Here is a 23,273-nt window from a genome sequence, read left to right on the forward strand (position 1 = left end):
CGCCCATGAAGCCGACCCGTCTGCTGTTGAACTGGCTCGGCGCATTGCTGGGTCTGGGCATTTTGCTGGGCACTGCGGCAGCATTGCAGCTCACAGTACCGGACACCTTGCACTCAGTCGTCTGGGGGTTACTCCTGGCGTTGTTGCTGCTGGCCATGCTGGACGCCGTACGATTGCATCGCCGCCCATCTCCGCATGTACAACGGCAGATGCCCGGCAGCCTGGCGCTGGGACGCTGGGGCGAAATCCGCCTGGCTCTGGAGCACGACTTCCCACAGCCGCTGACGGTGCAGGTATTCGATCATGCCCCCGACGGGCTGAGCGTGGAGAACATGCCTCAACCCATAACCTTGTATCCCGGTGAACGCAGCGAACTGGGCTACCGCCTTCGCCCCCTGCGGCGCGGGCATTTCAGTTTCAGCCGTTGCGAAATACATCTGCCCAGCCCTATGGGGCTGTGGGCGGCACGACGCCATATCGAAGTGAGCGACTCCACCCGCGTCTACCCGGATTTCGCTCGGCTCTACGGCGCCCAACTGCTGGGTGTGGACAACTGGCTGAGCCAATTGGGCGTTCGTCAACGTCAAAGACGCGGTCTGGGGCTGGAATTTCATCAACTACGTGAGTTTCGCGAAGGCGACAGCCTGCGACAGATCGACTGGAAAGCCACCGCCCGACAACGCACCCCCATCGCCCGTGAATACCAGGATGAGCGCGACCAGCAGATCGTGTTCATGCTTGATTGCGGCCGGCGCATGCGAAGCCAGGATGACGAACTGTCTCATTTTGACCACGCCCTCAATGCGTGCCTGCTGCTCAGCTATGTTGCCTTGCGCCAGGGCGATGCCGTGGGGCTGTGCACCTTTGCCGGTGACCAATCGCGCTACCTGGCGCCGGTCAAGGGCAGTAGCCAGTTGAACCTGTTGCTCAATGCGGTGTACGACCTGGACACCACCCGACGGACCGCCGATTACCAGGCGGCGGCAAGCCAACTGCTGGCCCGGCAGAAGCGTCGAGCCTTGGTCATTGTGGTGAGCAACCTGCGGGACGAGGACGATGAAGCCCTGTTGACGGCCGTCAAACGCATCAGTCGTCAACATAAGGTGCTGGTGGCCAGCTTGCGCGAGGAGGTACTCGACCAACTGCGTCAAGCCCCCGTGCAAACCTTGCCCGAAGCCCTGGCCTACAGCGGCACCATCGACTACCTCAACACACGGGACGAGCTGCATGACCGCCTGACCGCACATGGCTTATCCGTCCTGGACACCTTGCCATCCGAGCTGGGCCCCGCACTGGTGACACGCTACCTGGGCTGGAAGAAAGCCGGCGCTTTCTGAGAAAAGCGTTCTGAAAAACCACACTCGACCACGGCAGAGGTAAATCCCTCTGAACCGGGTCGACAGTGCGTTGTAGCTAGGCCGAAGCCTGCAAGGGGTCAAAACTGAAGTAATGCAACAAGACGTTGATCAATTGCCCATACTCCTCCGGGGCCTGCAGCACACTGAACCCGGAATCGTAATGCTGCGGGTTGATATCTTCGTGGCTCCACAGGCAGGTAGCCGTGAGATCAATGGGATAAAAGGTGCCGTCAGCCTCCGGAATCTTCAAGCGCAGCTCGAAATCCACGTCGACCATCATGGGCAATTGGCTGATCAACATCAGCCCGTCTTCCGAAACATTGCCCAAAAAACCGATGGGCTTGTCGGTGAGACGGTTAAACACTTGCAGGAAGTAAGGTAGCTGATGCCGCTCGATCCGTCGGTCGGTAAACATGGTGAGATCGCCATCCAGTGGCCATAACGCGGCCGTGCCAGTGATTCGGAACGAGTAATAAAACCCGCTCTCCATGGATCTCGGTAAGACAACGGGCAATAGTCCGTCGCCAGAACAGCTACCGAGTCCGGGCCCGCATTCGTTTGCATAGAAACTTGTACAAACGAACATTCAAAGGATAGCCCAAGACTGGCAACAGGCCAGTTATGAAATGGCGATTATCATCACAATGAAGCGGGACGCGGCTGGGCGACGCTTGCACCGCGGTAATGCCCCAACTGCTGCAAGGTATCGAGCCTCGCACGAGCACGATAGGCGTACTCACTCGACGGGTACTGATTGATGATGAATTGATAGGTCTGCACCGCATCGACGAACAGTTTCTGCCGTTCAAGGCATTGCCCGCGCAACATCGATACCTCCGGTTGCACATAGCGGCGCGTGCGGCTTTCACGGTCGACCTGGGACAACTCCAGGGTGACACGCTCGCAATCGCCGACCTTGTAGGCGCGGTAGGCATTGTTCAAATGGTGGTCCATCGACCAACGGGTGCAGCCGATAACACTGACGGCCAGGGCAGCAATGAGCAAAATTCGCATGAGGGTTCTCCTGTCTTGTGCAGTGTATCGACCCCTCGTTAAAAATCTTCAAGGATGTTCGTATTCAGCCGCAGCGAAAACAAGGCAATCGTCGATAAGTAGTGCAAACGAACAATGACTACAACGAAAGAGCATAGTAGCCTTCCTCAGCGCTTGAACTCAGGAGTCTGTGCATGTCCGTCCGTCGTACCAAAATCGTCGCCACCCTTGGCCCGGCCAGCAACTCGCCGGAAGTCCTCGAACAGCTGATTCTGGCTGGTTTGGACGTTGCCCGTCTGAACTTCTCCCACGGCACCCCGGACGAGCACAAGGCTCGCGCCAAGCTGGTGCGTGACCTGGCTGCCAAACACGGCCGCTTCGTGGCACTGCTGGGTGACCTGCAAGGCCCGAAAATCCGTATCGCCAAGTTCGCCAACAAGCGGATCGAGCTGAAAATCGGCGACACCTTCACCTTCTCCACCAGCCACCCGCTGACCGAAGGCAACCAGCAAGTCGTGGGTATTGACTACCCGGACCTGGTCAAGGACTGCGGCGTCGGTGACGAACTGCTGCTGGACGATGGCCGCGTGGTCATGCGCGTCGACACCGCCACCGGCACCGAGTTGATCTGCACCGTGACCATCGGCGGCCCGCTGTCCGACCACAAAGGCATCAACCGTCGTGGCGGTGGCTTGACGGCACCGGCCCTGACTGAAAAAGACAAGGCTGACATCAAGCTCGCCGCCGAAATGGAAGTGGACTACCTCGCCGTGTCCTTCCCGCGCGATGCCGCCGACATGGAATACGCTCGCAAACTGCGCGACGAAGCCGGCGGCACCGCCTGGCTGGTGGCGAAGATCGAACGCGCCGAAGCCGTGGCCGACGACGAAACCCTCGACGGCCTGATCAAGGCTTCCGACGCGGTGATGGTTGCCCGTGGCGACCTGGGCGTGGAAATCGGTGACGCCGAGCTGATCGGTATCCAGAAAAAGATCATCCTGCACGCACGCCGCCACAACAAAGCGGTGATCGTGGCGACCCAGATGATGGAATCGATGATCCAGAATCCGATGCCGACCCGTGCCGAAGTGTCCGACGTGGCCAACGCCGTGCTCGACTACACCGACGCCGTGATGCTCTCGGCTGAAAGCGCCGCCGGCCCGTATCCGCTGGAAGCCGTTCAGGCAATGGCACGTATCTGCCTCGGCGCCGAAAAGCACCCGACCAGCAAGACCTCCAGCCACCGTATTGGCAAAGAGTTCGAAAGCTGTGACCAGAGCATCGCCCTGGCCGCCATGTACACCGCCAACCACTTCCCGGGCGTTAAAGCGATCATCGCCTTGACCGAAAGTGGCTACACGCCGTTGATCATGTCGCGCATCCGCTCCTCGGTGCCGATCTACGCGTTCACACCGCACCGTGAAGCCCAGGCCCGCGCGGCGCTGTTCCGTGGCGTGTACACCGTTCCGTTTGATCCGGCTTCACTGGCACCGAACGAAGTCAGCCAGAAGGCAATCGACGAGTTGGTCAAGCGCGGCGTCGTGGAGCAAGGCGACTGGGTCATCCTGACCAAAGGCGACAGCTACCACACCACCGGTGGCACCAATGGCATGAAGATCCTGCACGTGGGCGACCCTCAGGTCTGAGTGACACGCTGACAAACAAAAGCCCCGCCATGAAAATGGCGGGGCTTTTTGCATTTCAGGGAAGCGGTTGTTTGATGCCAAAGCACCTCATCTTGACCGCGCCGCCGACCAAAGGTGGGAGGGGGCTTGCCCCCGATGAAGCCCGATCAACCACCACACATTCATCGCCGGGTGATAAACGCTGACAGCGCCGCAATCGCCTCCGGCGACTTCAACCGCTGGGTGAACAAGGCACCCTCCTCCTCGATCACCTGGCGCAACTGCTCGCGATCCACACTTTTCATGAGCTGCTTGGTCACCTGCACCGCACCCGACGCCAGGGTCTCAAACCGTTCGGCCACTTCCCGCGCCTTGGCCAGCGCCGCCTCGCCGTTGCCCAGCGCTTCAGTGGCAAGCCCCCACGCCACTGCCTGTTCGCCGGTAAATCCCTCACCCAACAGCAACAATTCGGCGGCCTTTGCGTGCCCCAGCAACCTTGGCAAGATCAGGCTCGAGCCAAACTCCGGGCACAACCCCAGGTTGACGAACGGCATGCGCAAACGCGCATCGCGGCTGATGTACACCAGGTCGCAATGCAGTAGCAGGGTTGTACCAATACCCACCGCAGACCCCGCCACCGCAGCAATTACGGGTTTTCGACAGTTGAGCAGGCTTTTCATGAAGTGAAACGGTGGGCTGTCGAGGTCGCTGGGCGGCTGTTCGAGAAAATCACCGATGTCGTTGCCGGCCGTGAAGCACTCGCTGCTGCCCTGGATCAGCACGCAGCGGATATCGGCATCCGCGTCGGCGTGCTCCAGTGCATTGGCCAATTGCGTGTACATGGCGCGGGTCAGAGCGTTCTTCTTGTCGGGACGATTGAACTGCAGGATCAACGCCCCGCGTTCGCGCAACTGTTGGATGGCATCGGTCATGGCAAATCTCGCGGCTGGAACATTCAGCGCTCAACCGCGGGGCAAGAACACATCGGCCAGCAGCTGATTACGCGGCAATCCCGCCAGGAACAGGCGCCTGGAAAACGCCTCGACGCTGGCCGGGTGCCCGCAGAGTAAGGCCAGCGTTTGCCGCGAAACAAGCCGCAGTTGCGCCAATGCCTGGGCCACCTGCGCCGCCGTCCACAGTTCCACCGACAGGTTGGGATGCTGTGCAGCCAGCGCAGCCAAGGGCTCGGCCAGATAATGGCCTTCGGCATCATGGGCCAGGTGAATGACGCGGATGGCGCCCTGGTGATCCTGGCGCAGCGCCTCACGCAACACACCCCACAGGGGCCCCAACCCAGTCCCGGATGCCAGCAGCCACAATGGCCGTGTTTGCCAGTCCGGATCATATTGCAGCGCACCGCCGCGCAAATCCCCCAGGCGCAGTCGATCACCCACCTGCAACTGCCGGGCAAGATCGCTGAATTCGCCGGGCAGGCGACAATCGAGATGAAACTCCAGGAATGGATCTTCCTGGGGCAAGCTCGCCAGGGAATAAGGTCGCGCCACTTGCCCGGCCCACAACACCAGGTGCTGCCCAGCCCGGTAACGCAAACCTCGCTCTGGTTGCAGGCGCAGGCGCAGCACGTTCGGGTTCAGCCAATCGACACCCACCACCTGGGCCGGCAAGCCGTCACGCGTCGGGTCAAACGTTTCGACCCGCAGGTCGCCGCTGACCTGACACTGGCAGGCCAACCGCCAGCCGTCCTGGCGCTGCGCCGGGCTCAAGGCCTCGGGCTGCTTGTCTTCGACCTCGCCCTGGCACCGCACCAGGCAGGCATGGCAACTGCCGGCGCGGCAACTGTAGGGCACGGCCACACCCGCCAGGTTCAAGGCATCCAGCAGGTTGCTGCCGGGGGCTACCGACCAATGGTGTTCGCCGACGTACAGTTCAGGCATATAAGGACTCAATCACAAGGGGCGCGCACAGGGAATCATGCCTGCGACAGTTTGACCATAGTCGGGTGTATCGGCCACCGCGCCGGGTTATACTGCCGCGCCTTTTTAGCGTCGCGCCTGCACCACTTTGGCGTGCCTTGGAAAGGTGGCCCCAGCCGACCGATGCAACACTGGGCCCACCTTTATTGAATGTTCCCTTATAGAGGAGCGCGACTCATGACCGTGATCAAGCAAGACGACCTGATTCAGAGCGTTGCCGACGCCCTGCAATTCATTTCCTACTACCACCCCGTTGATTTCATCCAGGCCATGCACGAAGCCTACCTGCGCGAAGAATCGCCAGCAGCCCGTGATTCCATCGCCCAGATCCTGATCAATTCGCGCATGTGCGCCACCGGCCATCGTCCGATCTGCCAGGACACCGGTATCGTCACCGTGTTCGTGCGCGTGGGCATGGACGTGCGTTGGGATGGCGCCACCATGGGCCTGGACGACATGATCAACGAAGGCGTGCGTCGCGCCTACAACCTGCCGGAAAACGTCCTGCGTGCATCCATCCTCGCCGACCCGGCAGGCGCGCGCAAAAACACCAAGGACAACACCCCGGCGGTCATCCACTACTCCATCGTCCCGGGTAACACCGTGGAAGTGGACGTGGCGGCCAAGGGCGGCGGCTCCGAGAACAAGTCGAAAATGGCCATGCTCAACCCGTCCGACTCGATCGTCGACTGGGTGCTCAAGACCGTTCCGACCATGGGCGCCGGCTGGTGCCCACCGGGCATGCTGGGTATCGGCATCGGCGGCACCGCCGAGAAAGCTGCGGTGATGGCCAAGGAAGTGTTGATGGAATCCATCGACATCCACGAGTTGAAAAAGCGCGGCCCGCAGAACCGTATCGAAGAAATGCGTCTGGAGCTGTTCGAGAAGGTCAACCAACTGGGCATCGGCGCCCAGGGCCTGGGTGGCCTGACCACCGTGCTCGACGTGAAGATCATGGACTACCCGACCCACGCCGCGTCCCTGCCGGTGTGCATGATCCCCAACTGCGCCGCCACCCGCCACGCACACTTCGTGCTCGACGGTTCGGGCCCGGCGTCGCTGGAAGCGCCACCGTTGGATGCCTACCCGGAAATCGTCTGGGAAGCCGGCCCGTCGGCCCGTCGCGTCAACCTCGACACCCTGACCCCGGAAGAAGTGCAGAGCTGGAAACCAGGCGAAACCGTGTTGCTCAACGGCAAGATGCTCACCGGTCGCGACGCCGCGCACAAACGCATGGTCGAGATGTTGAACAAGGGCGAAAGCCTGCCGGTGGACCTGAAAGGTCGCTTCATCTACTACGTCGGGCCGGTTGATCCGGTGCGCGAAGAAGTGGTTGGCCCGGCAGGCCCGACCACCGCTACGCGGATGGACAAGTTCACTCGCCAGATCCTCGAACAAACCGGCCTGCTGGGCATGATCGGCAAATCCGAACGCGGCCCGACTGCGATCGAAGCGATCAAGGACCACAAGGCCGTGTACCTGATGGCCGTCGGCGGCGCTGCTTACCTGGTGGCGCAAGCCATCAAGAAGTCGCGTGTTGTCGCGTTTGCCGAACTGGGCATGGAAGCGATCTACGAGTTCGACGTGAAAGACATGCCGGTCACCGTTGCTGTCGACAGCAAGGGCGAGTCCGTGCACATCACCGGTCCTGCCATCTGGCAGAAAAAGATCAGTGAAAGCCTGGCGGTAGAAGTGCAGTAAGCGCTTCCCCTCCAAACATAAAGGCGACTGCGGCCCATGGCCCGGTCGCCTTTTTTATGGCCTGTGGAAAACGCGGCGGTTGTGACCTCTGGGCTTTCTGTGACCACTGGGCTTGTTGTGGCGAGCGGGCTTGCCCCAACATAAACGTCGTGCATGCTATGGTGCACTCCCCTTACCGTGCCTGCCCATCACCGTATGATCGTGATCCCGCGCGCCCTGCGCCTGACCTTCTACTCCCTGCTGATCATCGCTGGCGCACTGCTGGCCGCAGCCCTGGCCACCCGCCACGCTGAACGCCAGGCCCTGGTGGACGATGCCGCCCGTGCCAATCAGCAACTTGCACTCTATGCCAGCTCGTTGCACACCCTGATCGAACGCTACCGTGCGCTACCCGCCGTGCTGGCGCTGGACTCGGAAATGATCAGCGCGTTGAAAGGCCCGATGGACGCCGCCACCCAGGACGTGCTCAACCGCAAGCTCGAACGCATCAATGGGGCCGCGCAGTCCTCCACCCTGGAATTGATGGATCGCACCGGCCTGGCGGTCGCCGCCAGCAACTGGAACCTGCCGAGCAGTTACGTGGGCCATAACTACGCGTTCCGGCCGTACTTCAGCCAGACCCTGAGCCAGGGCACCGGGCGTTTTTATGCGGTAGGGGTGACGACCGGCATCCCAGGGTATTTCCTCTCCAGCGCGGTGCTGGATGAACACGAGCAGTTCCTCGGCGCCATGGTGGTCAAGCTGGAGTTCCCCGAGCTCGAACGCGAATGGGCCCAGGGCAATGACCTGCTGCTGGTCAGCGATGCGCGCGGCATCGTGTTTATCGCCAACCAGCCCGGCTGGCGTTATCGCAACCTGCGACCGTTATCGGCCAACGACCTTGCCGAGCTGAAAGCCACCCGCCAATACGACAAAAAACAACTGCAGGCGCTGGAAACCCAGACCCTGCAGCGCTTTGACGAAAACAGCCATCTGATGCGCGTCAACGGCCCGGATGGCAATGCCAACTACATCTGGGAATCGCTGCCCCTGAAAGCCGAAGGCTGGACCCTGCACCTGCTGCGCAAGCCCCAGTTCGCCTTTGAGGACCAACGCAACGCCGGGCTCGCTGCCGCCGGTTCCTGGCTGGCGCTGGTGTTCCTGGTGCTGTTCCTGACCCAACGCTGGCGCCTGGCCCGCTTGCGCCAGCGCAGCCGCGAGGAGCTTGAGCAACTGGTGGAAGAACGCACCCAGGCGTTGCGCACCGCCCAGGATGGCCTGGTCCAATCGGCCAAACTGGCGGCGCTGGGGCAGATGTCCGCCGCCCTCGCCCACGAAATCAACCAGCCACTGACCGCCCAGCGCATGCAGTTGGCCACCTTGCGCCTGCTGCTCGATCACGGCCGCATTGACGACGCCTACCAGGCCCTGACACCGCTGGACGATATGCTCACACGCATGGCCGCCCTCACCGGCCACCTCAAGACCTTCGCGCGCAAAAGCCCGAGTGGCCTGCGCGAACGCCTGGACTTGGCCACGGTGGTCGACCAGTCCCTGCACCTGCTCGACGCACGCCTGCGCGATGAGGCCATCGGCGTGGTGCTGGACCTGGCCCGCCCCGCCTGGGTACGCGGTGACGCGATCCGCCTGGAACAGGTGCTGATCAATCTGTTACGCAACGCCCTCGACGCCATGGCCGACAAACCGCGCAAACGCCTGGAAATCCGCCTGCACGCCGACCAGCAACTCTGGCAACTCACGGTCAGCGACAGCGGCGGCGGGATTGCCGAAGAACACCTGAGCAGCGTGTTCGACCCGTTCTTCACCACCAAGCCGGTGGGAGACGGCCTCGGCTTGGGGTTGGCGGTGTCCTACGCTATCGTGCACGAATTGGGCGGTCGCCTGATCGCCGGTAACCGGGGCGACGGCGCAGTCTTTACCCTGACCTTGCCCATCGCGCTGGAGACGCCCGACCTATGTTGAACGCGGTGATTGTGGTCGATGACGAAGCCAGCATCCGCACGGCCGTCGAGCAATGGTTGAGCCTGTCAGGCTTTGAAGTGCAGTTGTTCAGCCGCGCCGAAGAATGCCTGGCGCAACTGCCCAGGGATTTCCGCGGCGTGATCCTCAGCGACGTGCGCATGCCGGGTCTCAGCGGCCTGGAACTGCTGGCTGAAGTGCGGCGCCGTGATGCCGATTTACCGGTGATCCTGCTCACCGGCCACGGCGATGTACCGATGGCGGTCGAAGCCATGCGCGACGGCGCCTATGACTTCCTCGAAAAACCCTTCAGCCCCGACGCCCTGCTCAACAGCCTGCGTCGTGCCCTGGACAAACGTGGCTTGATCCTGGAAAACCGTCGCCTGCATCAGCAGGCCGACCACCGGGCGCAATTGGAATCGACGCTGCTGGGCGTGTCCCGGGGTTTGCAGACCTTGCGCCGCCAGGTGCTGGACCTGGCGAGCCTGCCGGTCAACGTGCTGATCCGTGGCGAGACCGGCAGTGGCAAGGAAATGGTCGCGCGCTGCCTGCATGATTTTGGTCCACGTGCGAAGAAGCCATTCGTGGCGCTCAATTGCGCGGCAATCCCGGAACAGTTATTCGAGGCCGAGCTGTTTGGTCACGAAAGCGGCGCGTTCACCGGCGCCCAGGGCAAGCGCATCGGCAAGCTGGAATACGCGCACGGCGGCACGCTGTTCCTCGATGAAATCGAAAGCATGCCGCTGGCCCAACAGGTGAAATTGCTGCGTGTGCTGCAGGAGCAGAAGTTGGAGCGGCTGGGCTCCAACCAGAGCATCCACGTGGACCTGCGCATCATCGCCGCCACCAAGCCGGACCTGCTGGAAGAGGCCCGCGCCGGGCGCTTTCGCGAAGACCTGGCGTATCGATTGAACGTCGCGCAATTGCGCCTGCCGCCCCTGCGCGAGCGCCGCGAAGATATCCCGTTGCTGTTCGATCACTTTGCACAAAGTGCTGCCGAACGCCTGGGCCGCAGCGTCGAGCCATTGAGCGGCGCGCAGTTGGGGCGCTTGCTCAGCCATGACTGGCCGGGCAACGTGCGCGAGTTGGCCAACGTCGCCGAACGCCAGGTGCTGGGCCTGGGCGACCCGGAGCCGGAAGGCATCGAGGCCGGACAGTCCCTGGCCGCGCAGCAAGAGGCCTTCGAAGCCCACTGCCTGAAAGCCGCGCTGACCCGACACAAAGGCGATATCAAGGCGGTACTGGCCGAGCTGCAACTGCCACGGCGTACCTTCAATGAAAAGATGCAGCGCCATGGGTTGGTGCGGGAGATGTTTCTCTAGGCCAACCTTTGTGTTGACTGCCAGGCCTTATCGGGGGCAAGCCCCCTCCCACATTTTGATCTGTGAATACATTCAAGTGTGGGAGGGGGCTTGCCCCCGATGAGGACAACAGCCATAAGCGGATTTCCGCCCACCGCCTGCAAATCATCAGCGGTTTTTCGCTCAAATAAATCCTCAAACCCCTCTGTTCCGGGCCTTCATCCACCTGGCACAGCTCCTGCTATAGCTCGACCCAGGCTGCGCACGCGCCGCTCCATAAAAACAACTAGATGAAGGATCCTTCAATGGATAACTCCAACGCCCTGCCTCTGGGGTCGGCGGCCGCGCCGGCAAAAGAGCGCACTACCTCCAGCCGCATCAAATCGATTTTCAGTGGTTCCGTCGGCAACATGGTCGAATGGTACGACTGGTACGTCTACGCCGCTTTCTCGTTGTACTTCGCCAAGACTTTCTTCCCCAAAGGCGACACCACCGCCCAACTGCTCAACACCGCCGCGATCTTCGCCGTGGGCTTCCTGATGCGCCCGATCGGTGGCTGGCTGATGGGCCTGTACGCCGACAAGGTCGGCCGTAAAAAAGCCCTGATGGCCTCGGTCTACCTGATGTGCTTCGGCTCGCTGCTGATTGCCCTGAGCCCGGGCTATGAAATCATCGGTATCGGCGCGCCGATCCTGCTGGTATTTGCCCGCTTGCTGCAGGGACTGTCGGTCGGCGGCGAATACGGCACCTCCGCCACTTACCTCAGCGAGATGGCGACCAAGCAACGTCGTGGTTTCTACTCCAGCTTCCAATACGTGACGCTGATCTCCGGCCAGCTCATCGCCCTGGCGGTGCTGATCGTGCTGCAACAACTGCTGACCACCGAGCAACTGTATGCCTGGGGCTGGCGTATCCCGTTCGCCATCGGCGCACTCTGCGCAGTGGTTGCGCTGTACCTGCGGCGCGGCATGGAAGAAACCGAGTCGTTCACCAAAAAGGAAAAGGCCAAGGAAAGCGCAATGCGCACCTTGATGCGCCACCCCAAGGAACTGCTGACCGTGGTCGGCCTGACCATGGGCGGTACGCTGGCGTTCTACACCTACACCACCTACATGCAGAAGTACCTGGTGAACACCGTCGGCATGAGCATTTCCGACTCCACCACCATCTCGGCGGCGACGCTGTTCCTGTTCATGTGCCTGCAACCCATCGTCGGCGGGCTGTCGGATAAAATCGGCCGGCGGCCGATCCTGATCGCCTTCGGCATACTCGGTACGCTGTTCACCGTGCCGATCCTCACCACCCTGCATACCATCCAGACCTGGTGGGGCGCGTTCTTCCTGATCATGGCGGCGCTGATCATCGTCAGCGGCTACACCTCGATCAACGCCGTGGTGAAAGCCGAACTGTTCCCCACCGAAATCCGCGCCCTGGGCGTGGGCCTGCCGTATGCGCTGACGGTGTCGATCTTCGGCGGCACCGCTGAATACATCGCGCTGTGGTTCAAGAGCATCGGCATGGAAACCGGTTACTACTGGTACGTGACCGCGTGTATCGCGGTGTCCCTGGTGGTCTACGTGACCATGAAGGACACCCGCAAGCACTCGCGCATTACCACCGACTAAACGTCAGTTGCAGTCAACCCTGCGGGAGGGGGCAAACCCTCCTACAGGTTGAATCAGGACAACTCAGCTATCGTCTTACGTCCGTACCGCCGCTGCGCGTAAGACGCCCCCGCAATCATCACCACCAACACCGCCGCCAACACTGCCGACGAACCGATGGTGCCGAAGTCCAACCCGCCCTTTTCATGGGGCTTGGTAAGGAAGTCACCCAAGGTCGCGCCGAACGGCCGGGTCAGTACAAACGCCACCCAGAACAACAGCACCGAAGAAATCCTGGTGAAGTATTTGAGTGCCACCACCGCCGCAATCGCCGAGCCGATCAACAAGGCGCCGCCAGCAAAGCCCAGCCCGGAGTCATCTGCCAGGAAATCGCCCAACGCGGTGCCCAAGGTGTTGGAGAACAGGATGGCCATCCAGTAGAACAACTCACCCCGAAAGGTCTGCACCTTGTTCACGTTCAGCGAATCGCCGCTGAGGTGCCACAACGCGAAGATGATCATCAGGATCGCGATCAGGATCATGGAGCCCGTGGCATAACCCAGCCCCAAGGTGCGGTCCATGAAATCCGACATCGTGGTGCCTGCGGTGCTAGTGGACAGAATCACGATCCAGTACAGCACCGGGTTATAGGTTTTCGAGCGCAGTTGCGTCACCAAGGTGATCAGGAACACGCTGATCAGCATCATCGAACTGATGGCATAACCGACATCCAGGGTCATCGACAGCAAATCCCCGGCGGTTTCGCCCAAGGTGGTCGCGCAGATTTTCATGACCCAGAACGCCAGGGTGATCTGAGGAAGTTTATTCATAAGGGGGAAGGCTCCAAAGCTCAGTCTCTCAATAGGCCGACTTATTGGGTTGTCGACAGTGGGCGCAGACTGACGGTGGAGCTGTGAAAAATAGGTGGGCGATGAATGAAAATTCCATAGTATGGCCACTTCATCGACGACCACTGCAGGAACCCCGGCCATGCCTGACGATATCCACTTCTACGAACCCGCCAACGGCCACGGCCTGCCCCATGACCCGTTCAATGCCATCGTCGGTCCACGGCCGATCGGCTGGATCTCGTCCCATGACAACGAAGGTCACCTGAACCTGGCGCCCTACAGTTTTTTCAATGCGTTCAACTACATTCCGCCGATCATTGGATTTTCCAGCGTCGGGCGCAAAGACAGCCTGAACAACATCGAACAGACCGGCGAGTTTGTGTGGAACCTGGCCACCCGCCCGTTGGCCGAGCAGATGAACCAGAGCTGTGCTGCCGTCTCACCCGAGGTGAACGAGTTTGAATTGGCCGGCCTGACGCCGGTGGCCTCGAAGATCGTTGGTGTGCCGCGGGTGGGCGAAAGCCCGGTCTCGTTCGAATGCAAGGTGACGCAGATCATTCAGCTGCAACGTGCCGACAAGGCATTGGTGCCGAGCTGGCTGGTGCTCGGCGAGGTGGTCGCGGTGCACATTGCCAAGTGGCTGCTCAAGGATGGCATCTACGATACCGCCGCCGCCGAGCCGATCCTGCGCGGTGGCGGACCGGCGGATTACTTTCAGTTGGGGCCAGAAGCCCTGTTCAGGATGTATCGCCCAGGCGCCAGCAAACCCTGACTGAAAGACAATAAAACGTGGGAGGGGGCTTGCCCCCGATGGCAATGGCAATTCAACATCGTTGTTGAATGACACGCCGCTATCGGGGGCACGCCCCCTCCCACATTGGACTGTCGGTGTTGCTCAGCTGGCGGCGCTCGCCCAGGTCAGTTGACCCTCTTCGTCCACACCCGTCAGCCGTTCAAGCTGCACAGTGGCTGCATCGTCAGCATCGGAGGCCGTCTTGAACGTCTGTCCGTCAAGGATCTTGTGAAACTGCGGGGCGCCCATGCCATCCAGTGCCTTGACGGCAACGGCGGCGCTGTAGCCCCCTTCACCCGGTACTACGGCGGATACGGCTTCGTGGTGGGCAAATTGTTTACGTGCCATGTTGCAGGTCCTGGCCAATGGAAAGTCGGCCATTCTAGACCTTCAGCCGGCGAGTTGCAGGTACTCGCCGTAGGCGTGTGCGGCGGATGCATCGGTGAAGGTCTGGAAGTCCATGCTGCGCACGACCATGTCGTTCAACAGCTCGGTGAAGATCATCAGCGCCGGGGAGTTGAAGTAGGCGCTCATCGCCTGCTCGCTGCTCCAGAAACCGGAGATCAACCACACATCAGGATCAACCTGGGAATGCTGCAACGAGAACTGCAGGCAACCCTGAGCCTGGCGGCCCGGTTCGATCAAACTGCTCAAGCGTGCACCGAGTTCGGTGCTGCACCCGGTGCGGGCGCGGATAAAGGCCATATGGCTCGCGGGAATGGGGGTGGACATGTTCGACTCTCCCGTTGAGAAGTGATGCTCGGCAAGCACTGTGAGGGCGTGTTGCCACAGGATCAAAGATAACGGCGCGAGTCGGCGCGCGGTTAGTCAATTCCTGTCGGCTTATTGCACAATCCTGCGAGAAGCGTAGGGAGGACGTCTGGCACAGAGGTTTTTTCCATGACCCGAGGCCTTGTTTCAGGGAGATGACAGGTGCCGCGATTGCCTGATTCACGATGTATCGCAGGATCAGGCAAGGATTGTGCAGAATCGACGTAACACTGTTTGAAAAGCCGCCGCTAAGCTGAACCCATCGAAGTAGCCAGTAGAGGACGTTCCATGTCGTCGCCCGAACATACAGCCATTCCCCTCGACGCCGAGATGGAAAAACAGCGCGCCGAACTGGCCAGCATCGTGCACCGGCATACCTGGGAGGACGGCTCCTACGGTACGGCCATCACCACCCTGTTTCTGAACCGCCACAACACCCCGCGCGACTTCATGCCGGTGCTGGTGGAACCGGCCCTGTGCATCCTCGCCAGTGGCAGCAAGGAAGTACGCCTGGCCGACGAAATCTTTGCCTACGACCCGCTCAACTACCTGGTGTTCTCGGTAGCGATGCCGGTGGCCGGGCGGATCATCGATGCCACGCCGGAGGACCCGAACCTGTCGGTGCGCATCAATATCGATCCGGCACAGCTCACGGCGCTGATTGCCGAGGCTGGCCCGATGGGCGTGCCATCGCGCCCGACTTCTCGCGGCATGTACGTCGACCGCATCGATGGCCAACTGTTGGACGCCGTACTGCGACTGGCCCGCCTGTTGGATACGCCGAAAGACATCGCCATGCTCGCGCCGTTGATCAACCGCGAAATTCTTTACCGGTTATTGCGTGGGCCGCAGGGCTATCGGCTGTATGAAATCGCCGTGGCCAACAGTCAGAGCCATCGCGTCAGCCAGGCGATCAAGTGGTTGAACGGCAACTACGAACAACCGCTGCGCATCGATGACCTGGCCAAGGAAGTGAACCTGAGCGTTTCGACCTTGCACCACCGTTTCAAGGCGATCACCGCCATGAGCCCGTTGCAATACCAGAAGCAGTTGCGCTTGCAGGAGGCACGGCGCTTGATGATTGCCGAAGGGTTGGAAGCATCGGCGGCGGGGTATCGGGTGGGGTATGAAAGCCCATCGCAATTCAGCCGGGAATACAGCCGATTGTTTGGCGCACCGCCGTTGCGTGACCTGGCCCGGTTGCGCCAGAGCATCTGAGCCAATGACGATCAACATGTGGGAGGGGCTTGCCCCCTCCCACACTGTTACCGCTTGTGTTCAGTCTAATCCGCGCGGCAGTTGCAGGGTCACGCGCAAGCCACCCTCACGCAAATTCTGCAAACTCACTTCACCGCCATGGCTGTGCGCAATATTGCGCGCAATCCCCAGGCCCAAGCCATAACCCTGTTGCTGCCCGGCGAGGCGGAAGTGTGGCTCGAAGACTTGCTCCAGGCGCTGCTCCGGCACGCCGGGCCCCTCGTCGTCCACATGCAGGACGAACTCCGCGCCATCGTCCTCGATGTGCAGATGGGCGTTCTGCCCATACTTCAAGGCATTGTCGATCAGGTTGCCGATGCAGCGCTTGAGCGCCAGCGGCTTGCCCGGATACGCCGCCAGGGCAGCACCGTCCAGCGTGACCCGGCCGTTGCCGTTGGGTGCCACGTAAGGCTCCACCAGGCATTCGAGCACATGATTGAGGTCCACCGGCTCAATGTTCTCGTGGATATCCGTGTCCTTCACGCATTGCAGCGCGCCCTTCACCAGCAACTCCAGTTCATCCAGGTCACGGCCGAACTTGGTTTGCAGGTTCTCGTCCTCCAGCAGTTCCACGCGCAGGCGCAGGCGGGTGATCGGTGTGCGCAAGTCGTGGGAAATCGCACTGAACAATTGACTGCGCTCGGTCAGGTAGCGGCTGATGCGCTCACGCATGGCGTTGAAAGCACGGCCCACTTCCACCACTTCGCTGCCGCCACCTTCGGCCACTGGCTCCACGTCGGCGCCCAGGGACATGTACCGCGCCGCCCGCGCCAAGCGCTTGAGCGGCCGGCTTTGCCAGTGCACCAGCAGGCCGATGAACAGCAGTAAAAAGCCGCTGGTCAGCACGATAAACCACACCTGCTGGGACGGCAGGCCTTGTTCTTCAAGGCTGGTGTAGGGCTCGGGCAACAGCGAGGCGATGTACAGCCATTCGCCCTGGGCAAGTTGGATCTGGGTGACCAGCACCGGCGGGTTCACCGGTTCCAGGGTCAGCGCGTAGTGGGCCCAGGAACGCGGCAGCTCATCGAGTTTCAGGCCGGCGTTGAAGATGCGCAGGTCTTCGGCGCTGACGAACTCCACCGACATATGCACATCGGCGCCCAGGGTCTGCTTGAGCACCTCATCCACCGCTTCAAGCACCGCCTGTTTGCGCGGGGTCTGCGGCAGGATGGCCATGTCCAGCGGGCGATCATTGAGCGTCACCACAAAACGCGTGCCACCCATGCTGCGCAGTTGATCGAGCACCAGCGGCCGATACGCCACCGGTAACGAACGAAAATAACTCACGCTGGCGGTCATCGAATGCGCCAGGCTGCGGGCACTGGTGACCAGGCCTTCGAGCTGGGTGGCGCGCAATTGCGAGACCCAGATCACGCTGGACAGCGCCTGGGCGAACAACACTGCCAGCAGCGTCAGCAGCAGCATGCGCCCCAGCAGCGAACGCGGTACCGGGAAGCGTCGGCGGCGTTCGGTCAACGGCTCAGTGGACATTGCCGGCAACCACGCTGGCTGCCAGTTGATAACCACTGCCCCGCACGGTGCGGATCAGACGAGGGGGCTTTTCGGTGTCGCGCAGGCGTTGGCGCAGGCGGCTGACAGCCATGTCGACGATGCGATCCAGCGGCATCAGGTCACGACCCCGGGTGGCGTTGCCGATGGTGTCGCGGTCGAGGATCTGCTGCGGGTGGTCGAGAAACAATTTGAGCAGGGCAAAATCGGCGCCGGAGAGGATCACTTCTTCGCCGTCCACATGGAACAGACGGTGGCTGATCATGTCCAGCCGCCACTCATCGAACACCAGCACATCGCCGCCGCTGCTGCGCTCCTGGCCGAACTGGCAACGGCGCAACAAGGCCTTGATCCGCGCTTGCAACTCGCGAGGGCTGAAGGGTTTGCCGATGTAGTCGTCGGCGCCCAGCTCCAGGCCGATCACACGGTCGGCCTCGTCGGAACTGGCGGTGAGCATGATGATCGGCACCTGCGCCTGGCGCGGGTGCTGGCGGATCCAGCGGCAAAGGCTGAAACCGTCTTCGTCCGGCAACATCACATCGAGGATGACCAGGTCGCACGGTGCCTCGTTCATCGCCTGGCGAAACCCCGCGCCATCCGGCACCCCACGCACCTGGAAACCGGCGCGACTGAGGTAGGTCTGCAGCAATTCGCGGATTTCCTGGTCGTCATCGACCAGGAGGATCGATTTACTGATTACGCTCACGGGGTCCTCCTTGTTGTTATGGGGTGTTATTGATGGCCTTATCGGGGGCAAATGCGTTCCAAATGTGGGAGGGGGCTTGCCCCCGATAGGACCATCAGTCCCTATGCAAAAGCCTGTTCCAACGCGACGCCAGCCCCGGTCAACCCGGAATACGGCGCCGTCACCAACCACACCGGAATACCCTTGAAGTATTCGCTCATGCAGCCTTTGTCAGCAAAGCTCCTGGCAAAACCGCTGTGGATAAAGAAGTCGGCAAACCTCGGTATCACCCCGCCCACAATGTACACACCACCGCGTCCGCCGGTGGTCAGCACATTGTTACCGGCTACGCGGCCCAGCCAGATGCTGAACTGGTCCAACACTTCCATCGCCACCGGGTCACCGGCCAGGCCGGCGGCCGTGATGGCTTCGGGGGTTTCCAGTACCGGCGCATGGCCGTCGACCGCACAGATCGCCCGGTACAGACGTGGCAGCCCGCCACCGCTCAAAGCCGTTTCAGCGCTGACATGCCCGATCTCGGTGTAGATGTGCTGCCACAGCTGGGTTTCCCGTGGGCTGCTCAGCGGCAGGTCGACGTGCCCGCCCTCCCCCGGCAGCGCCGCAAAACGGCCACCGCCCAGGTCCAGCAAGGTACCGACACCCAGCCCGGTGCCCGGACCGATCACCACCGCAGGCCGCAACGGCTCCGGCGTGCCCTCGCAGACCACGCGGAATTCGTCGGGCTTGAGGCGGGTCATGCCCAGGGCCATGGCCGAGAAATCATTGACCAACAGCAGATCATCCACCTGCAATGTCTTGCAAAACGCAGTCTTGCTCAGGCGCCAGTGGTTGTTGGTGAATTTAAATTCATCTCCGCTCACCGGACCAGCGACGGAAAGACACACCGCGCCGATGTCCCCGATTTCCAGGCCTTCCTCCTTGAGGTAAACCTTGATAGCGGCCTCAGGACTGGAATGATCCGCCGTGGCATGCACGCGGATCGAATGCAGTTCCTGATCCCGCCACAACGCAAAACGGGCATTGGTGCCCCCGATGTCACCGACCAGCGCTAACTTCACTTAAGCGTCTCCAAGGCAGAGGTAAAGGCGCTGGCGCCCTGCTCTGCGGAGCTTGCGGCCAAGCGCATAAATGCAAACAGCTCGCGACCGGCCCCCACGTTGTTACCCAACAGGCCAGTGGCAGGCGCACGCGCTGCAAATTCTTCGGCGTCCACCTTAAGCTCCAGGGTGCCCTTCACGCCATCCACACGAATGATATCGCCATCCTGCACCCGCGCCAGTGGCCCGCCGCTCTGGGCTTCGGGGTTGACGTGAATCGCGGCGGGGATCTTACCCGACGCGCCCGACATACGCCCGTCTGTTACCAGCGCGACCTTGAAGCCACGATCCTGCAATACACCGAGGAACGGCGTCATCTTGTGCAATTCCGGCATGCCATTGGAACGCGGGCCCTGGAAGCGCATCACGGCGACGAAGTCTTTTTCCAACTGGCCAGCCTTGAACGCATCGGCCAGGTCCTGCTGGTCCTGGAACACCACGGCGGGTGCTTCGACAATCTGGTGCTCGAGGGCCACGGCCGAGACTTTCATCACGCCACGCCCCAGGTTGCCTTCCATCACGCGCAAGCCGCCCTCGGGCGAGAACGCACGGGCCACCGGGCGCAGGATGCTTTCGTCGAGACTCTCGATGGGACCGTCGCGCCAGATCAGCTCGCCGTCCACCAGGAACGGCTCCTGGGTGTAGCGGCTCAGGCCCTTGCCGGCCACGGTGTTGACGTCTTCGTGGAGCAGGCCGGCTTCGAGCAGTTCACGGATCAGGAACGACATGCCGCCCGCTGCCTGGAAGTGGTTGATATCGGCCTTGCCGTTGGGATACACGTGGGACAGGGTCGGCACCACCTCGGAAAGGTCGGCCATGTCGTCCCAGGTGAGGATGATGCCCGCCGACATGGCGATGGCCGGCATGTGCAGGGTGTGGTTGGTGGAGCCGCCGGTGGCGTTGAGCGCGATGATGGAGTTGACGATGGATTTCTCGTCGACGATCTCGCCGATCGGCGTGAAGTTGCCGTTGGCCTTGGTGAGGCGCGTGACCTGGTGCGCGGCTTCGCGGGTCAGCGCATCACGCAGCGGCGTGTACGGGTTGACGAACGAGGCGCCCGGCAGGTGCAGGCCCATGACTTCCATCAGCAACTGATTGGTGTTGGCGGTGCCGTAGAAGGTGCAGGTGCCGGGGCTGTGGTAGGACTTCATCTCCGATTCCAGCAGCTCTTCGCGGGTGGCCTTGCCTTCGGCATAGCGCTGGCGCACATCGGCCTTCTGCTTGTTGGAAATGCCCGACGGCATCGGCCCGCCCGGTACGAAGATCATCGGCAGGTGGCCGTAGCGCAGCGCGCCCATCATCAGGCCGGGGACGATCTTGTCGCAGATGCCCAGCATCAAGGCCGCGTCGAACATGTTGTGGGACAGCGCTACCGCCGTGGACATGGCGATGACTTCACGGCTGAGCAGGCTCAGCTCCATACCGGGCTCGCCCTGGGTCACGCCGTCGCACATCGCGGGAGTGCCGCCGGCGAACTGGCCGACCGAGCCGACTTCGCGCAGGGCTTTCTTGATCTGTTCAGGGAAATGTTCGTACGGCTGGTGCGCCGAGAGCATGTCGTTATATGACGAAACAATTGCCACGTTGGCGGCATTCATCATGCGCAGGCTATTTTTATCTTCAGTGCCGCAACCGGCCACGCCGTGGGCAAAGTTGGCGCATTGCAGCTTGCCGCGCATCGGACCGTCGCTGGCTGCGCCGCGAATGAGCGCAAGGTAAGCCTCGCGGGTGGCGCGGCTGCGGGCGATAAGCCGTTCGGTGACCTCAAGGACGCGGGGATGCATGTGTAGAACTCCAGGCTAACGGATGTGGCGACCTGAGTGTCTATGCTGATCAAACGCCCGCAGCGCATGGGATGGCAGGGAGTCGTTTGGATCATCGGACCAGTTGATTCAGGTCACTCGTTGTAGATTGAACAAAATATTGCCACTAAAAAGGCTTGTTTTCTATTTTTATGCGAATAATCTTGTAATTCTTACAACAAATCGACGACAGGCACTTTCCAATGACTCTTCGTATCGCAATCAATGGTTTTGGCCGTATCGGCCGTAATGTCCTGCGCGCACTGTATACCCAAGGCTACCGCCAGGATTTGCAGATCGTCGCCATCAATGATCTGGGCGACAGTTCGATCAATGCCCACCTGCTCAAATACGACACCGTGCATGGCACTTTCGAAGCAGAGGTCGCCCACGATCAGGAAAGCCTGACCGTCAATGGCGACCGGATTGCCGTCAGTGCCATTCGCAACCCGGCCGACCTGCCCTGGGCTGCGCACAAGATCGACGTGGTGTTCGAATGTACCGGCCTGTTCACCGACCGTGACAAGGCTGCCGCCCATATTACCGCCGGCGCACGCAAGGTGATCATCTCGGCACCGGCCAAGGGCGCGGACGCCACCGTGGTCTACGGCGTCAACCATGACATTCTGCGTCAATCCCACCAGATCATCTCCAACGCCTCGTGCACCACCAACTGCCTGGCGCCAGTGGCTCAAGTGCTGCACCGCGAGCTGGGTATCGAGAGCGGCCTGATGACCACCATCCATGCCTATACCAACGACCAGAACCTGACTGACGTCTACCACACCGACCCGTACCGCGCGCGTTCGGCCACCCAGAACATGATCCCGAGCAAGACCGGCGCCGCCGAAGCGGTAGGCCTGGTGCTGCCGGAGCTGGCGGGCAAGCTGACCGGCATGGCGGTGCGGGTGCCGGTGATCAACGTGTCGCTGGTGGACCTCACCGTACAACTGAAGAAAGAAGCCACGGCGCAAGAAGTCAACGCGCTGCTCAAAGAAGCCAGCCAGCACTCGAAGATCCTCGGCTACAACACCCTGCCGCTGGTTTCCAGTGACTTCAACCACAACCCGCTGTCGTCGATCTTCGATGCCAATCACACCAAGGTCAGCGGTAAATTGCTGAAAGTGCTGGCCTGGTACGACAACGAGTGGGGCTTCTCCAACCGCATGCTGGATAACTGCCTGGCGCTGTGCAACGCCGAGTAATGTGAGCTGTGCGGGACCTTCTGAAGAGGCTTGTGTGGGAGGGGGCTTGCCCCCGATAGCGGTGGCACATTCAACATCTTTGTTGACTGACACACTGCCATCGGGGTGTAGCCCCCTCCCACACTGGTTTGTGTCCCGCATAAGGAAAATAGCTACTTGCCATTTCAGTTGATGATAAGCATTATCATTAACTGCAAATCGGTCTGGTAGCACTGTGAGCCAATCTCGCTTCAACCACGTCTTTCTCGCCCAACGGGTGATTCTGCTTCGCACCTTGCAGCGGATGGTCAATAACCACAGCACCGCCGAGGACCTGTTGCAGGAAACCTACCTGCGCGTCACCCGGGCCCTCAGCGAGCGGCCGATCGATCACCTTGAACCCTTCGTCTATCAGACCGCGCGCAACCTGGCGCTGGATCATCTGCGTGCGCGCAGGATCCAGGCACGCACGCTGCAGGAAGATGTCCCGCTGGACGTCCTGCAAAGTGTCGCCGCCCCCATCAGCACGCCCGAAGATGCCACCCAGGCCGAGCAAATGCTCGAGGCCCTGAGCGTCAGCCTGGGCCAGTTGAGCGCCCGCCAGCAGCAGATCTTCATCCTCAGCCGCCTGCACGGTTGCAGTTACCAGGAGATCGCCGATCAGTTGGAAGTGTCCTTGAGCACCGTACAAAAGGAACTGAAGTTGATCATGGCCATCTGTGTAGGTGTGGCCGAACGGCTGGATCGGCCTTAAGCTTCACCCGACAGAAACGTCGACTCAAGCTGTAGGAAAGTTGAATAGAACGTGGCGAAGACCCGAGGAACACC

General features: G+C 61.3%; 21 protein-coding genes. 10 read left to right on the plus strand and 11 right to left on the minus strand.

Features of this window, described 5'->3' with window-relative positions:
• Nucleotides 1-5 precede the first annotated feature (5 nt).
• A complete protein-coding gene (locus BM026_RS24835; protein ID WP_092246840.1) occupies nucleotides 6-1,337 on the plus strand; it encodes a DUF58 domain-containing protein in 1,332 nt (443 codons plus the stop codon).
• A 76-nt stretch (nucleotides 1,338-1,413) separates the two neighbouring features.
• Here BM026_RS24835 and BM026_RS24840 read toward each other — a convergent pair whose 3' ends face one another.
• Both BM026_RS24840 and BM026_RS24845 read right to left on the minus strand, forming a co-directional pair.
• Nucleotides 1,414-1,773 carry a PilZ domain-containing protein gene (locus BM026_RS24840; RefSeq protein ID WP_071489334.1) on the minus strand — a complete coding sequence of 120 codons (360 nt, stop codon included), beginning with the start codon at nucleotides 1,771-1,773 and terminating at the stop codon, nucleotides 1,414-1,416.
• Between the two features lie 224 nt (nucleotides 1,774-1,997).
• Complete coding sequence (locus BM026_RS24845; RefSeq protein WP_092246837.1) at nucleotides 1,998-2,372, minus strand: tetratricopeptide repeat protein; 375 nt, start codon at nucleotides 2,370-2,372, stop codon at nucleotides 1,998-2,000.
• A gap of 173 nt (nucleotides 2,373-2,545) precedes the next feature.
• On the opposite strand from BM026_RS24845, the gene pyk reads away from it, so the two are divergent.
• On the plus strand, nucleotides 2,546-3,997 hold the full coding sequence (pyk, locus tag BM026_RS24850; RefSeq protein ID WP_071496512.1) for a pyruvate kinase: 1,452 nt from the start codon (nucleotides 2,546-2,548) through the stop codon (nucleotides 3,995-3,997).
• A gap of 161 nt (nucleotides 3,998-4,158) precedes the next feature.
• On the opposite strand, the gene BM026_RS24855 is transcribed toward pyk, so the two are convergent.
• Complete coding sequence (locus BM026_RS24855) at nucleotides 4,159-4,908, minus strand: enoyl-CoA hydratase (protein ID WP_092246834.1); 750 nt, start codon at nucleotides 4,906-4,908, stop codon at nucleotides 4,159-4,161.
• A gap of 30 nt (nucleotides 4,909-4,938) precedes the next feature.
• Nucleotides 4,939-5,871 (minus strand): iron-sulfur-binding ferredoxin reductase, encoded by a 933-nt coding sequence (locus tag BM026_RS24860; RefSeq protein ID WP_071489330.1) that lies wholly within the window; start codon nucleotides 5,869-5,871, stop codon nucleotides 4,939-4,941.
• A 216-nt stretch (nucleotides 5,872-6,087) separates the two neighbouring features.
• On the opposite strand from BM026_RS24860, the gene BM026_RS24865 reads away from it, so the two are divergent.
• The 4 genes from BM026_RS24865 (at nucleotide 6,088) to BM026_RS24880 (ending at nucleotide 12,496) form a co-directional block, all read left to right on the plus strand.
• Nucleotides 6,088-7,611 (plus strand): fumarate hydratase, encoded by a 1,524-nt coding sequence (locus BM026_RS24865; protein WP_027605509.1) that lies wholly within the window; start codon nucleotides 6,088-6,090, stop codon nucleotides 7,609-7,611.
• Between the two features lie 195 nt (nucleotides 7,612-7,806).
• Nucleotides 7,807-9,573 carry a sensor histidine kinase gene (locus BM026_RS24870; RefSeq protein WP_093530449.1) on the plus strand — a complete coding sequence of 589 codons (1,767 nt, stop codon included), beginning with the start codon at nucleotides 7,807-7,809 and terminating at the stop codon, nucleotides 9,571-9,573.
• Entirely contained in the window at nucleotides 9,567-10,892 is a 1,326-nt protein-coding gene (locus BM026_RS24875) for a sigma-54-dependent transcriptional regulator (protein WP_093125147.1), read from the plus strand. The genes BM026_RS24870 and BM026_RS24875 overlap by 7 nt, the downstream gene beginning before the upstream one ends.
• A 284-nt stretch (nucleotides 10,893-11,176) precedes the next feature.
• A complete protein-coding gene (locus BM026_RS24880; protein ID WP_071489327.1) occupies nucleotides 11,177-12,496 on the plus strand; it encodes an MFS transporter in 1,320 nt (439 codons plus the stop codon).
• Nucleotides 12,497-12,549: 53 nt separating this feature from the next.
• Here the strand turns inward: BM026_RS24880 and BM026_RS24885 are convergent, their stop codons facing one another.
• On the minus strand, nucleotides 12,550-13,305 hold the full coding sequence (locus tag BM026_RS24885; RefSeq protein WP_071489326.1) for a COG4705 family protein: 756 nt from the start codon (nucleotides 13,303-13,305) through the stop codon (nucleotides 12,550-12,552).
• Nucleotides 13,306-13,465: 160 nt separating this feature from the next.
• Between BM026_RS24885 and BM026_RS24890 the strand changes: the two genes are divergently transcribed.
• A complete protein-coding gene (locus tag BM026_RS24890; RefSeq protein ID WP_092246825.1) occupies nucleotides 13,466-14,098 on the plus strand; it encodes a flavin reductase family protein in 633 nt (210 codons plus the stop codon).
• Nucleotides 14,099-14,221: 123 nt separating this feature from the next.
• Here BM026_RS24890 and BM026_RS24895 read toward each other — a convergent pair whose 3' ends face one another.
• The gene (locus tag BM026_RS24895) at nucleotides 14,222-14,467 is read right to left on the minus strand and encodes a hypothetical protein (RefSeq protein ID WP_093530451.1); all 246 of its coding nucleotides are present in this window, start codon (nucleotides 14,465-14,467) and stop codon (nucleotides 14,222-14,224) included.
• Between the two features lie 42 nt (nucleotides 14,468-14,509).
• On the minus strand, nucleotides 14,510-14,851 hold the full coding sequence (locus tag BM026_RS24900) for an antibiotic biosynthesis monooxygenase family protein (protein ID WP_010208042.1): 342 nt from the start codon (nucleotides 14,849-14,851) through the stop codon (nucleotides 14,510-14,512).
• A gap of 327 nt (nucleotides 14,852-15,178) precedes the next feature.
• Between BM026_RS24900 and BM026_RS24905 the strand changes: the two genes are divergently transcribed.
• Nucleotides 15,179-16,108: an AraC family transcriptional regulator gene (locus BM026_RS24905; RefSeq protein ID WP_092246822.1), complete on the plus strand. Its 930-nt coding sequence runs from the start codon at nucleotides 15,179-15,181 to the stop codon at nucleotides 16,106-16,108.
• A 60-nt stretch (nucleotides 16,109-16,168) separates the two neighbouring features.
• On the opposite strand, the gene BM026_RS24910 is transcribed toward BM026_RS24905, so the two are convergent.
• From BM026_RS24910 to edd, 4 genes are all read right to left on the minus strand, one after another.
• A complete protein-coding gene (locus BM026_RS24910; protein WP_093530453.1) occupies nucleotides 16,169-17,638 on the minus strand; it encodes an ATP-binding protein in 1,470 nt (489 codons plus the stop codon).
• Nucleotides 17,628-18,362: a response regulator gene (locus BM026_RS24915; RefSeq protein ID WP_058423302.1), complete on the minus strand. Its 735-nt coding sequence runs from the start codon at nucleotides 18,360-18,362 to the stop codon at nucleotides 17,628-17,630. The genes BM026_RS24910 and BM026_RS24915 overlap by 11 nt, the downstream gene beginning before the upstream one ends.
• Nucleotides 18,363-18,463: 101 nt before the next feature.
• Complete coding sequence (locus BM026_RS24920; protein WP_093513901.1) at nucleotides 18,464-19,420, minus strand: glucokinase; 957 nt, start codon at nucleotides 19,418-19,420, stop codon at nucleotides 18,464-18,466.
• Entirely contained in the window at nucleotides 19,417-21,243 is a 1,827-nt protein-coding gene (edd, locus tag BM026_RS24925) for a phosphogluconate dehydratase (RefSeq protein ID WP_071489320.1), read from the minus strand. The genes BM026_RS24920 and edd overlap by 4 nt, the downstream gene beginning before the upstream one ends.
• Nucleotides 21,244-21,464: 221 nt before the next feature.
• Here edd and gap point away from each other — a divergent pair, with 221 nt between their 5' ends.
• A complete protein-coding gene (gap, locus tag BM026_RS24930) occupies nucleotides 21,465-22,466 on the plus strand; it encodes a type I glyceraldehyde-3-phosphate dehydrogenase (RefSeq protein WP_058426789.1) in 1,002 nt (333 codons plus the stop codon).
• Nucleotides 22,467-22,680: 214 nt separating this feature from the next.
• On the plus strand, nucleotides 22,681-23,199 hold the full coding sequence (locus BM026_RS24935) for an RNA polymerase sigma factor (RefSeq protein WP_093530455.1): 519 nt from the start codon (nucleotides 22,681-22,683) through the stop codon (nucleotides 23,197-23,199).
• The last annotated feature ends 74 nt before the right edge of the window (nucleotides 23,200-23,273 follow it).

The sequence above is a fragment of the Pseudomonas sp. NFPP24 genome (assembly GCF_900112095.1).
In the GTDB taxonomy this organism is placed as follows: domain Bacteria; phylum Pseudomonadota; class Gammaproteobacteria; order Pseudomonadales; family Pseudomonadaceae; genus Aquipseudomonas; species Aquipseudomonas extremorientalis.

Bases quoted from the DNA above. Each gene is read 5' to 3' on its own strand.
- pyk (WP_071496512.1), top strand. From the start codon at position 2,546: ATGTCCGTCCGTCGTACCAAAATCGTCGCCACCCTTGGCCCGGCCAGC.
- BM026_RS24910 (WP_093530453.1), bottom strand. From the start codon at position 17,638: ATGTCCACTGAGCCGTTGACCGAACGCCGCCGACGCTTCCCGGTACCG.
- BM026_RS24895 (WP_093530451.1), bottom strand. From the start codon at position 14,467: ATGGCACGTAAACAATTTGCCCACCACGAAGCCGTATCCGCCGTAGTA.
- BM026_RS24880 (WP_071489327.1), top strand. From the start codon at position 11,177: ATGGATAACTCCAACGCCCTGCCTCTGGGGTCGGCGGCCGCGCCGGCA.
- BM026_RS24855 (WP_092246834.1), bottom strand. From the start codon at position 4,908: ATGACCGATGCCATCCAACAGTTGCGCGAACGCGGGGCGTTGATCCTG.
- BM026_RS24875 (WP_093125147.1), top strand. From the start codon at position 9,567: ATGTTGAACGCGGTGATTGTGGTCGATGACGAAGCCAGCATCCGCACG.
- BM026_RS24840 (WP_071489334.1), bottom strand. From the start codon at position 1,773: ATGTTTACCGACCGACGGATCGAGCGGCATCAGCTACCTTACTTCCTG.
- BM026_RS24835 (WP_092246840.1), top strand. From the start codon at position 6: ATGAAGCCGACCCGTCTGCTGTTGAACTGGCTCGGCGCATTGCTGGGT.
- BM026_RS24885 (WP_071489326.1), bottom strand. From the start codon at position 13,305: ATGAATAAACTTCCTCAGATCACCCTGGCGTTCTGGGTCATGAAAATC.
- BM026_RS24845 (WP_092246837.1), bottom strand. From the start codon at position 2,372: ATGCGAATTTTGCTCATTGCTGCCCTGGCCGTCAGTGTTATCGGCTGC.
- BM026_RS24865 (WP_027605509.1), top strand. From the start codon at position 6,088: ATGACCGTGATCAAGCAAGACGACCTGATTCAGAGCGTTGCCGACGCC.
- BM026_RS24890 (WP_092246825.1), top strand. From the start codon at position 13,466: ATGCCTGACGATATCCACTTCTACGAACCCGCCAACGGCCACGGCCTG.
- BM026_RS24905 (WP_092246822.1), top strand. From the start codon at position 15,179: ATGTCGTCGCCCGAACATACAGCCATTCCCCTCGACGCCGAGATGGAA.
- edd (WP_071489320.1), bottom strand. From the start codon at position 21,243: ATGCATCCCCGCGTCCTTGAGGTCACCGAACGGCTTATCGCCCGCAGC.
- BM026_RS24870 (WP_093530449.1), top strand. From the start codon at position 7,807: ATGATCGTGATCCCGCGCGCCCTGCGCCTGACCTTCTACTCCCTGCTG.
- gap (WP_058426789.1), top strand. From the start codon at position 21,465: ATGACTCTTCGTATCGCAATCAATGGTTTTGGCCGTATCGGCCGTAAT.
- BM026_RS24900 (WP_010208042.1), bottom strand. From the start codon at position 14,851: ATGTCCACCCCCATTCCCGCGAGCCATATGGCCTTTATCCGCGCCCGC.
- BM026_RS24860 (WP_071489330.1), bottom strand. From the start codon at position 5,871: ATGCCTGAACTGTACGTCGGCGAACACCATTGGTCGGTAGCCCCCGGC.